Source organism: Stenotrophomonas ginsengisoli, assembly GCF_001431485.1.
GTDB lineage: Bacteria > Pseudomonadota > Gammaproteobacteria > Xanthomonadales > Xanthomonadaceae > Stenotrophomonas > Stenotrophomonas ginsengisoli.
Genome location: NZ_LDJM01000065.1, coordinates 1 through 11,226, shown reverse-complemented (window position 1 = coordinate 11,226; position 11,226 = coordinate 1). Strand labels below are relative to the sequence as shown.

The 11,226-nt window shown below is 66.7% G+C and carries 7 protein-coding genes; 1 reads left to right on the top strand and 6 read right to left on the bottom strand.

The window, feature by feature from the left end; translation table 11 throughout:
• Nucleotides 1-99: 99 nt before the first annotated feature.
• Entirely contained in the window at nucleotides 100-1,563 is a 1,464-nt protein-coding gene (locus ABB30_RS15280; protein ID WP_057639168.1) for an MATE family efflux transporter, read from the bottom strand.
• A gap of 133 nt (nucleotides 1,564-1,696) precedes the next feature.
• Between ABB30_RS15280 and ABB30_RS15275 the strand changes: the two genes are divergently transcribed.
• Nucleotides 1,697-2,113, top strand: a complete 417-nt coding sequence (locus ABB30_RS15275; protein ID WP_245626523.1) for an RNA-binding S4 domain-containing protein — start codon at nucleotides 1,697-1,699, stop codon at nucleotides 2,111-2,113.
• A gap of 88 nt (nucleotides 2,114-2,201) precedes the next feature.
• On the opposite strand, the gene ABB30_RS15270 is transcribed toward ABB30_RS15275, so the two are convergent.
• The 5 genes from ABB30_RS15270 to ABB30_RS15250 all read right to left on the bottom strand — a co-directional run bounded on the left by ABB30_RS15270 (nucleotide 2,202) and on the right by ABB30_RS15250 (nucleotide 10,753).
• Entirely contained in the window at nucleotides 2,202-2,813 is a 612-nt protein-coding gene (locus ABB30_RS15270; RefSeq protein WP_057639167.1) for a DUF937 domain-containing protein, read from the bottom strand.
• Between the two features lie 145 nt (nucleotides 2,814-2,958).
• On the bottom strand, nucleotides 2,959-4,608 hold the full coding sequence (locus ABB30_RS15265) for a catalase (protein ID WP_057639166.1): 1,650 nt from the start codon (nucleotides 4,606-4,608) through the stop codon (nucleotides 2,959-2,961).
• 233 nt (nucleotides 4,609-4,841) lie between these two features.
• Nucleotides 4,842-7,391: a DNA mismatch repair protein MutS gene (gene mutS / locus ABB30_RS15260; RefSeq protein ID WP_057639170.1), complete on the bottom strand. Its 2,550-nt coding sequence runs from the start codon at nucleotides 7,389-7,391 to the stop codon at nucleotides 4,842-4,844.
• 277 nt (nucleotides 7,392-7,668) lie between these two features.
• Entirely contained in the window at nucleotides 7,669-9,645 is a 1,977-nt protein-coding gene (locus ABB30_RS15255; protein ID WP_057639165.1) for a BCCT family transporter, read from the bottom strand.
• A 70-nt stretch (nucleotides 9,646-9,715) separates the two neighbouring features.
• Entirely contained in the window at nucleotides 9,716-10,753 is a 1,038-nt protein-coding gene (locus ABB30_RS15250; RefSeq protein WP_245626522.1) for a hypothetical protein, read from the bottom strand.
• Between the last annotated feature and the right edge of the window lie 473 nt (nucleotides 10,754-11,226).

Below are 11,226 nucleotides of genomic sequence, written 5' to 3'. Positions count from 1 at the left end.
CTGCAGGCGGCCGTTTGCTGTGGTCTGTTTGTCCTGTAGGCGCACTCGCACTCGCACTCGCACTCGCACCCGCACTCGCACGAGGCCGGCAAGGGCTGGTCAGGGCTGGCGTTGCGGCAGGGCGGCCTCGTCGGCATCGGCCACCGGCGCTGGCGGGCAGCTGCCGACCTCGGCCGGGGTGCCGGCCGGGGCGCTGTCGGGCAGCATGCGTGCCTGGCGCCAGTTGCCGTAGCGGTAGTAGGCCATCGAGGCCAGCATCGCGCACAGGGCACTGACCGGGAAGCTCCACCAGATCGCATCGGCGCCCAGCCAGGGCTGGGCGAAATGGGCAAACGGCACCCGTACGCCCCACAGGCTCAGGCCCAGGATCAGCATCGGCGGGACCACCGCGCCGGTGGCCCGGACCACGCCGGAAATGACGAAGTTCACCCCGAAAAACAGGAACGACCACACCGCGATGTGGTTGAGATGGCGGGCAATCTCCAGCGAGGCGCTGCCGTCGGGCAGGAACAGGGCCAAGGTCCAGCGGTCGAGCAGGATGATCGGCACGATCAGCACGCCGGTGAGCAGGAAGTTGTAGCCCACACCGACCCGGGTGGTGGCTTCCACGCGCGGCCACAGGCCGGCGCCGACGTTCTGTGCGGCCATCGACGAGCAGGCCGCACCGATGGCCATGGCCGGCATCTGCACATAGGTCCACAGCTGCATCGAGGCACCGAAGGCGGCCGCGGTGGCGGTGCCGTAGCCATTGACCATGCTCACCATGGAGATCATCGCCAGCGAGATCAGCACCATCTGCAGACCCATCGGCACGCCCTTGACCACCAGGGTGCGCACGATGGTCCAGTCCGGCAGGAACAGGGCCATGTCGCGCCGGCCCAGCCACAGCGGGTGGCGCTTGTGGCGCAGGTACAGGGCCATGGCCAGCAGGGCAACGCCCTGCGAGACCAGGGTGGCCCAGGCCGAACCGGCAATGCCCAGCTCCGGGAAAGGGCCATGGCCGAAGATCAGCAGCGGGTTGAGCACGATGTCCAGCACCACCGCCAGCAGCAGGAAGCGCAGCGGCGTGCGCGCATCGCCGGCACCGCGCAGGGCGGCGCTGAAGAAGGCGAAGGCATACAGCAGGGGCATGGCCAGGAAGATCACCCGCAGGTAGGCATCGGCCATTGGCAGTGCCGCGGCCGGGGTGCCCATCGCCGCCAGCAACGGATGGGAGATGGTCTGCCCGAGCAGGGCGATGACCACCGAGATGCCGATGAAGAAGGTGGCCGAGCTGCCCATCACCCGGCGTGCCTGGGCCAGGTTGGCCGCGCCGATGGCCTGGCCGATCAGGATGGTGGCGGCCATGCCGATGCCGAACACCGAGCCGATCAGAAAGAACATGATCGAGTTGGCATTGGCGGTGGCAGTCAGCGCATCCTCACCGAGGAAGCGGCCGACCCAGATCGCATTGACCGAGCCGTTGAGCGACTGGGCGATGTTGCCGGCCAGGATCGGCAGGGCAAACAACAGCAGGGACGAGCCGATCGGCCCGGTGGTGAGGTTGCGTTGGCTTGTGGCCATGGTGGGGTCTGGTGAACGAAAGATGCACCCTAACACCGGCAATGGCAGGTGGTTGTCACCAATGGCTTGAAGCCCGCGGCAGGCGGCCATATTTTCTGCCCGATGGCCTGTGTTGGCCGGCAGGAGCGAGAGTGTGGGCGAGCAGCGCGAACAGACGGCCATAGTGGCGGGCATCCGCCTGGATGTATGGCTGTGGGCGGCACGTTTCTTCAAGACCCGCTCGTTGGCCAAGCAGGCGGTGGAAACCGGCAAGGTCGATGTGGGTGGGCAGCGGGCCAAGGCCTCGCGCCTGTTGCGGGTGGGCGATGCGCTGCAGGTCAGCCGCGGCGAGGAAGTCTTCCAGCTCAGTGTGCTGGGCCTGAGCGATACCCGTGGCCCGGCCCCGGTGGCGCAGGCGCTGTATGCCGAAAGCGAAGCCTCGCGGGTGGCCCGGGAGGCGGCGCGGGCCCAGCGTCTGGCCATGCGTGATGGTTTCCGCCCGCCCGAACAACGCCCGGACAAACGCGCGCGCCGCTTGATCATGGCCTTGGGCGACATCGACGCGCTGTAGCCTGCCGCAGGCAGGGCGCGTTGATCGCTGCAAGCAACAAGGCCACCGTGTGGGTGGCCTTGTCGTGTCTGCGGCGGGGCAGGGGGCCTCAGCGCTTGCCGCTGCCGAGCAGGCCGCTGCCCAGCTTGATCAGGTCGCCCATGCCCAGCTGGCCATCGCCGTCCTGGTCGAGCACCTTGCCCAGCAGGCCACCGGCAATGCCGCCTTGGTTGCGCACGGCCTGTTGCTCCTGGCCCAGCAGCTGGCCCAGGCCGGCCGCATCATTCTGGCCCTTGCTGCCCATCTGCTTGGCCAGGAAGGCCATCACGATCGGGGCCAGGATCGCCAGCAGCTGCTTGCTGCGATCAGCGCTCAGGCCGGTGGCCTGGGCCAGGCCGGTCTCGGCGAGGCTCTGGTTGCCCCCAAAGATGTGGCCGAGGATGCCGGCACCGTTGGCTGCCGGATTGTTGGCGCTACCCCCGCTGAGCACCGCGCCAAGCACGCTGCCGATGTCCAGGCCGCTGTGGTTGTTCTGCAGGGCACCGAGCAGTGCCTGCGCGCCCTGCGGCTGGGCCGCGTTGTTGCCAAGGGCGCCCATCAGCAGCGGCAGCGCGGCACTGATCGCGCCCGATGCCTGCTGGCTGTCGATACCCAGCTGCTGGGAAACCTGCTGCAGCGGCGCGCCCTGCAGCTGGGAAAGAAGGTCGTTGGTCAGGCTCATGGACCGGAATCCTTGTGGTGATGGCAGGCGGGCATGGTAACCGCCGGCACGACGGCGGTGGGAAGATGTGCCCGTGCACGCAAACACCCCCGTCGGCATGCCAGCCGGCGGGGGTGCATGGAACAGGCCAGGTAGAGCGTCCGGCTTACAGCTCGATGTCCTCTGCACCCGGAGTGGCGGTCGGGAAATCGTGGCCCGGGTGGGCCGGCGGTGCGAACGGATCAGCCTGGGCGGCTGCGCTGGCCAGCTTCTGCAGTGCCGCCGCGATGCCGGCGCCGTAGGCCGGGTCGGCCTTGTTGCAGTTGTCGATGTGGCGCTGCTTGATGAAGTCCGGCGCATCGCCCAGGGCGCGCGCGGTGTTCTCGAACAGGCGCTGCTTCTGCTCGGCGTTGTAGCTGCGGAACAGCGCGCCGGGCTGGCTGAAGTAGTCGTTGTCGTCTTCGCGGAAGTTCCAGAAGTCGGCATCGCCACGGATCTTCAGGGCCGGCTCGCGGTAGGCTGGTTGCTCCTGCCACTGGCCGTAGCTGTTGGGCTCGTAATGCGGCAGGCCGCCGTAGTTGCCGTCCACGCGCATCGCGCCATCGCGGTGGTTGCTGTGCACCGGGCAACGGGCGGCGTTGACCGGAATCTGGTGGTGGTTCACGCCCAGGCGGTAGCGCTGCGCATCGGAGTAGGCAAACAGACGTGCCTGCAGCATCTTGTCCGGCGACGGGCCGATGCCCGGCACCAGGTTGCTCGGTGCGAAAGCGGACTGCTCCACGTCCATGTACCAGTTTTCCGGGTTGCGGTTGAGCTCGAACTCACCGACCTCGATCAGCGGGTAGTCGCTCTTCGGCCAGACCTTGGTCAGGTCGAACGGATGGATGCGGTAGGTTTCCGCTTCCAGTTCCGGCATCACCTGCACGAACAGTTTCCACTTCGGGAACTCGCCGCGTTCGATTGCCTGGAACAGGTCGCGGCCGTGGCTTTCACGGTCCTTGCCCACCAGCACTTCGGCCTGCGCATCGGTCAGTGCCTGCACGCCCTGCTGGGTGAGGAAATGGAACTTCACCCAGAAGCGTTCACCTCCCTCGTTGATGAAACTGTAGGTGTGCGATCCGAAGCCGTTCATGTGGCGGAAGCTGCGCGGGATGCCGCGGTCGCTCATCACCACGGTCACCTGCAGCAGTGCTTCCGGCAGCAGGGTCCAGAAGTCCCAGTTGTTGCGCGCGCTGCGCAGGTTGGTGTGCGGGTCGCGCTTGACCGCCTTGTTGAGGTCGCCGAACTTGCGTGGGTCGCGCAGGAAGAACACCGGCGTGTTGTTGCCCACCAGGTCCCAGTTGCCTTCCTCGGTGTAGAACTTCAGTGCGAAGCCGCGGATGTCGCGCTCGGCATCGGCTGCACCACGCTCGCCGGCCACGGTGGTGAAACGGGCGAACATTTCGGTCTGCTTTCCCACCGCCGAGAACAGCTTGGCGCGGGTGTACTGGCTGATGTCATGGGTGACGGTGAAGGTGCCGAACGCGCCCGAGCCCTTGGCATGCATGCGGCGCTCGGGGATGACCTCGCGGTTGAGGTTGGCCAGCTTCTCCAGCAGCCACACGTCTTCCATCAGCAGTGGGCCACGCGGGCCGGCGGTCTTGCTGTTCTGGTTGTCCACCACTGGTGCGCCGAAAGCGGTGGTCATCGGCGTGACAGGGGCATCGCCATGCTTCTGCGCCGGGGTCGTGCTGGTGTCGCGTTGGGCCTGGGCGGCTTGTTCGGGCGACGGGGCGCTGTGGTAGGGACAGCTGGGTTTGGTGTCGTTGCTGCTCATGGCGTGCTCCTGCTGGCTGGTGGGACATCTTGAGTCCACTGTAGCCATCCTTCAGTGAAATACCCAATCCAATTGCCCGTTTGTATCGATAGTGATTTTCTATCGACTTCCCGGGGCCAATGGCACATCAGAGCCGGATGCGGCCGCCGCCAGCGCAGGCACCAGCCGCACCGCAATTATCCGCACGCTGCCCGCCCGGACAGGCCCGATTGCTGCCGTCAGGCTGTGACGCATCAGGTCAGTGACTTGAGCCGGTACAGCGCCTCCAGCGCCTGCTTCGGGGTCAGCTCGTCCGGGTCGATCTGCTGCAGGGCCTGGGACAGGTCATCGGCCGGTGGCGGGAACAGGCCGAACTGCTGCGGGGCCGGTTCATCGCGCTGCGGGCGGACGATGTCCTGGCTGCTGCGCGTTTCCAGCTCGGCCAGGCGGCGGCGGGCATTGGCCACGGTCTGCCGCGGAAGGCCGGCCAGCGCGGCCACCTGCAGGCCGAAGCTGCGGTTGGCCGGGCCATCCTTGACCGCATGCATGAACACCAGTGCATCACCGTGTTCCACCGCATCCAGGTGGACATTGGCAATGCCTGACGGGCCACCGTCCACGGCCTCGTCGGCCAGTGCGGTCAGCTCGAAATAGTGGGTGGCAAACAGGGTGTAGCAACGGTTGACCTGGGCCAGGTGGCGGGCCACCGCATCGGCCAGGGCCAGGCCGTCATAGGTGGAGGTACCGCGGCCGATCTCGTCCATCAGCACCAGCGACTGCTCGGTGGCGTGGTGCAGGATGTAGCTGGTCTCGGCCATCTCGACCATGAAGGTCGATTGCCCCTTGGCCAGGTCATCGCCGGCACCGATGCGGGTCAGGATGCGGTCGGTCGGGCCGATCAGGGCGCGCGCTGCCGGCACGAAGCTGCCGATGTGGGCCAGCAGCACGATCAGGGCGTTCTGCCGCATGTAGGTGGATTTACCGCCCATGTTCGGGCCGGTGATCACCAGCATGCGGCGGGTGGGGTCCAGGCGCAGGTCGTTGGGCTCGAACGGCACATCGCGCACCGCTTCCACCACCGGGTGGCGGCCGCGCTCGATCACCAGGCCGGGTTCTTCGCGCAGTTCCGGGCAGGTCCAGTCCAGGGCCTGGGCACGCTCGGCAAAGCCGGCCAGCACGTCCAGCTCGGAAAGCGCCGCCGCGCAGCGCTTGAGCGGCTCCAGTTCGACCACCAGCGCATCGAGCAACTGCTCGTACAGCGCCTTCTCGCGGGCCAGCGACTTGTCGCGTGCGCTGAGCACCTTGTCCTCGAAGCCCTTCAGCTCCTCGGTGATGTAGCGCTCGGCATTGGTCAGGGTCTGGCGGCGGGTGTAGTGCACCGGCGCCTTGTCGGCCTGGCCCTTGGAAATTTCGATGTAGTAGCCGTGGACGCGGTTGTAGCCAACCTTCAGCGTGTTGATGCCGGTGGTCTCGCGCTCGCGCGCTTCCAGGTCGATCAGGAACTGGTCGGCATGGGTGGACAGGCGGCGCAGCTCGTCCAGCTCGATGTCAAAACCATCGGCAATCACCCCGCCATCGACCAGTTTCAGTGCCGGCAGCGGCGCAATCGCGCGCACCAGCAGCTCGGCGGTGTGGCCGTGGCGGTCCAGCTCGCTGCCCAGCGCGGCCAGGCGCGGCGAAGACAGGGGAGCCAGAATCTGCGCCACCTGCGGCAGCAGGGCCAGCGAATCGCGCAGGGTGGAGAAATCACGTGGGCGGGCCGAACGCAGGGCCACACGGGTCAGGATGCGTTCGATGTCGCCCAGGCCGCGGAAGGCATCGCGCAGGTCGGCCTCGGCGCCCTTGTGGATCAGGCTGGCAACGGCCTGGTGGCGACGGGCCAGCACCCCGCGGGTGCGCAGCGGGCGGTGCAGCCAGCGGCGCAGCAGGCGTCCGCCCATCGGGCTGACGGTGGAATCGAGCACCCCCAGCAGGGTGTGGCGGGTGTCGCCATCGACACGGGTGTCCAGCTCCAGATGGCGGCGGGTGGCCGCGTTCATGGCGATGGCATCGGTGGAGGTTTCACTGCTGATCGCGCTCAGGTGCGGCAACTGCTGCTTCTGGGTTTCCTCCACATAGCCGAGCAGGGCGCCGGCAGCGGCGATGGCCTGTGGCTTGTCCTCGATGCCGAAACCGGTGAGGTCATGCAGCTTGAAGAAGGCCAGCAGCTGGCGGCGGCCGGAATCGGTATCGAACAGCCACGGTGCCCGGCGACGGGCACCCCGGCGCTGCTGCACGAAGGCCGGCCAGCTGTCCTCGTCGGGCACCAGCAGCTCGGCCGGCTCCAGCCGGGCCAGTTCGGCTTCCAGCTGTTCTTCGGTGTCCACCTCGTTGACCAGGAAACGGCCGCCAGCCAGGTCGGCCCAGGCCAGGCCGAAACCGCGCTTGCCGCGCGATACCGCCATCAGCAGGGTGTCGCGGCGCTCGTCCAGCAGGGCCTCGTCGGTGACGGTGCCGGGGGTGACGATGCGCACCACCTTACGTTCGACCAGGCCCTTGGCCAGGGCCGGGTCACCGATCTGCTCACAGATCGCCACCGATTCGCCCAGCGCCACCAGCCGGGCCAGGTAGCTTTCATAAGCATGTGCCGGCACCCCGGCCATCGGGATCGGCGCGCCACCGGAGCTGCCGCGCTGGGTCAGGGTGATGTCCAGCAGGCGTGCGGCCTTGCGCGCATCGTCATAGAACAGCTCGTAGAAATCGCCCATGCGGAAGAACAGCAGCAGGTCCGGATGGTCCGCCTTGGCGGCGAAGAACTGCTTCATCAACGGGGTATGTTCGGGCTGCTTGGCACTCACGCTTGGGTCCATCACTTTGTCGACGCAGGCCATCGGCCCGCAGGGGCCGACCATTGTAGGTGAGGGGCCGGGAGCGGTGGCGATGGGGGCTGGAAGTGGCCGGGTGGCCTCCAGGAGCAGGGGGGCATCGCAGCCGCTTGCCGCGTTGGGGCGGCCTGCCCTGCAGTTGTCCACTGGCGCGGCAGGGGGAGCGGCGGGTGCTGCAAAAACGCCGCCCTTGCGGGCGGCGTCTGTACATCGGGGCTCAGCGCACGTGGTCCAGGAACTGGCGGTGGCGTTCGTACTGGTCCAGCACATCGTGGATCAGCTGCACCCGCGGCCAGCCCATCACGTCGTAGTCCTGGCCGCCTTCGCGCAGGTAGACCTCGGCGCGGTAATGGCGGGTGCCTTCGGCGACCGGGCGCCGGGGATCCTGCAGGGCGAAACTGGGCGGGTCATACGGCTGCGGGCGCACGGCGTAGAAGAAGTCCATCTCCTCGCCGTGGCCGACCCGCAGCAGGGCGCGTCCATCCTCGCCCAGGGTGACCTGCACCGGCAGTTCCTGCTTGCGCAGCTCGGCGGCCACTTCTTCCAGTGCCGGGATCACCTTGTCGGCAATGAAGCCGGTGACCTCGACCTTGAGCGGGTTGTGCGCCAGCAGGCGCAGGCGCGCGCGCCAGTCCTCGCTGGTGCCCGGAAGGATGCGCGCCTGGCGCAGGATCGATCGTTTGGTCGCGTCCAGATGCATGGCCTTGAGCAGCCCCCAACACATCAGGATCATGATCACGGTGAAGGGCAGGGCGCTGGCAATGGTGGCCGCCTGCAGCGACTCCAGCCCACCGGTCATCAGCAGGGCAATGGCCAGGCCACCGACCAGCATCGACCAGAAGATGCGCTGCCACAGCGGGGATTCCTCCTCCCCCTTGGAGGTGAGCATGTCGATGACCAGGGCACCGGAGTCGGCCGAGGTGACGAAGAACAGGGCCACCAGCAGCACAGCCAGCGAAGAGGTGAGCAGGGTCAAGGGCAGGTGCTCGAAGAAGGCGAACAGGGCAGTGGAGCTGTCCGCCGCCACGGCCTGCACCAGCTCCTGCATGCCCTCCACGCGCACCATGTACAGGGCGGTGTTGCCGTAGATGGTCATCCACAGGAAGGTGAAGCCCAAGGGCACCAGCAGGACACCGACCACGAATTCGCGCACGCTGCGGCCGCGCGAGATGCGTGCGATGAACATCCCCACGAATGGTGACCAGGCAATCCACCAGCCCCAGTAGAACAGGGTCCAGCCGCCCAGCCAGCCGGTGGGCTCGTAGGCGTACAGGTTGAAAGTCATCGAGAAAAGCTGGGATACATACATGCCGGTGTTCTGCACCAGGGTCTGCATCAGGTGGGCGGTGGGCCCGAACACCAGCACGAAGGCCAGCAGCATCACCGCCAGGACCATGTTCAGCTCGGACAGGCGGCGTACCCCGCTGTCCAGCCCGGCCACCACCGAGCCGGTGGCCAGCAGGGTGATCAGCACGATCAGCCCCATCTGCACCACGGTGCTCACTTCCAGCCCGAACAGGTAGTTCAGGCCGGCATTGATCTGCATCACGCCCAGGCCCAGCGACGTGGCCAGGCCGAAGATCGTGCCCAGTGCGGCAAAGGTGTCCACCGCATGGCCGATGGGCCCGTGGATGCGGTTGCCGATCAACGGATACAGTGCCGAGCGGATGCGCAGCGGCAGGTTGTGGCGGTAGGCGAAGTAAGCCAGGGCCAGGGCCACCACCGCATAGATCGCCCAGGCGTGGATGCCCCAGTGGAAGAAGGTGATGCGCATGGCCTGGCGGGCCGCGGCGGTGGATTCGGGGGTGCCGACCGGCGGCGTGGCGTAATGCATGATCGGCTCGGCCACGCCGAAGAACATCAGGCCGATGCCCATGCCGGCGGCAAACAGCATGGCAAACCAGGAGGCATAGCTGTAGTCGGGCTGGCTGTGGTCCGGGCCCAGTTTGAGCTGGCCATAACGGCTGAAGGCCAGGCTGACCACAAAGATCAGGAAGCCGGCCACGGCCAGGATGGTGAACCAGCCGGCATCATTGGCCGCCCAGGTCTTGGCGGCGGTGAACCAGCGGGTGGCCAGTTCGGGGGCGGCGATGGAGAAGGCGAGCAGGGCCAGGACACTGGCCGCGGTGGGAATGAACACCTGCGGAAGGATCCGCTGGCGGACGGGGGGCTGTTGCGGAGCAGGGCTCTGCATGGGTTCCTCCGTGGATGTTGGGCCGTCAGGTGTGGGTACCTGGCAGCAGGGTGCCAACGATGGCGAGGGCTCAGAAATAGAAGCCGATGTTCACGTTCAGGCGGGAATGCCAGCGTGAGGGGGAGCCGTCATCGATGCCGATGCCCGGGCCGCCGGCGAACCACATGTTGTTGCCGGCAATCCAGTCCACATAGGTGACCATGGGCCCCTTGTGCAGGCTGCAGCCGGTGACGTTCTGCCACGAGTTGCGCAGGCCCGGCTGACCGCCCAGCGGGCGGGTCATGCTCAGGTTGTTGTAGCAGCTCAGTTGTTCCAGCCTGCCGACCGCGCCGAAGTCGTAGGCCAGGTTGGCGGTGGGCACATCGGCATGGGCGGCCACCTCGAACGGTGCCTGGAAGGCAGACAGGGCGATGCGCTGGCCGGGCACGTCATGCCGGTAGCGGGCCCATTGCAGCTGGGTGGTCCATGGCCCGTGCTGCCATTGGGCGTGGACGGCGGCAGCGTACTGGCGATGGTGCTGGCGGCTGTGGATGTCCTGCAGCTGGCCGACAAGGCCGGAGGCTCCCAGCAACCACTGGCTGCCGGTGCCGCCGCCGCTGTGCTCGATGCGGGCATGCACGCGGTCGCGCTCGCGGTAGGGCTGGGTATCGGTGGCGGCGATGTCGAAGGAGTAGCGCCGGTAGCGACGGGCATCGCCGTATTCATCGCCACTGAACCAGCCCAGCTGCCACTGGGTGCTGCCGTGTTGCCGGCTCAGCACCAGGCCGGGGTCGTAGTCATCCTCCAGCCCGAGGTAATAGCCGGAACCGAACCAGAAACTGTGCGAGGCGGTGGGCAACAGGCCGAAGGGGACCTGCTGGATGCCGGCTTTCAGGGCGGTGTCCGGAGTGAGCTGCCAGCCCAGCCAGGCGTGGTGGATGGCATCGAAGCCGTCGTACCAGCGGTACTGGGCGGAAAAGGACAGGGGGCCGGTACCGGCTTTCAGGTCGGCGCGCAGAAGTTCCAGGCTGATGCCGTCGGTAGAGCCGTAATCCAGCCAGCCGTAGTTGAAACGGATGGCGCCGCCGACCTCCAGATAGCTATCTTTTTCTGTGCTGTTTTCGGCCATTGCGTTTCCGGTGAAAATTCCGGAAAGGGTGGCCGCGATGATCAGGGGGAGAGTCCTCACGAGCAGTTGCCGTGCCTCCGTCTTCATTGCTGAAAACAGCCTAGTCTAGCGCCAACGGGTTTTTGTCCTCAAGTTTTTCGGGTTTTTCAGCATTCAAGCCCATTTTTTGCCGATTCCTGCTGGCTTGCTGACCCGGCCTGCTCCGGGAGCAGCGCGCAGGCGCAGGCCGGGTCAGCAAACCAGCAGGAATCGGCAACAACTGGGCTTGAATGCTTACAAACCCGACACACTTGAGCACAACAACCCGTTGGCCCTCGACTAAGCTGCTTTCACCAATGACGACGGAGGCCCGGCACCTGCTCGTGCCGACCTGTCCATTATTCACATCTGACCCTGCCGACGATCTGCCCTGTGTCAACTCTCCCGCTCTCCCTTACCTTTACATACATTCTCCCCCTCCTCTTCACTCACCT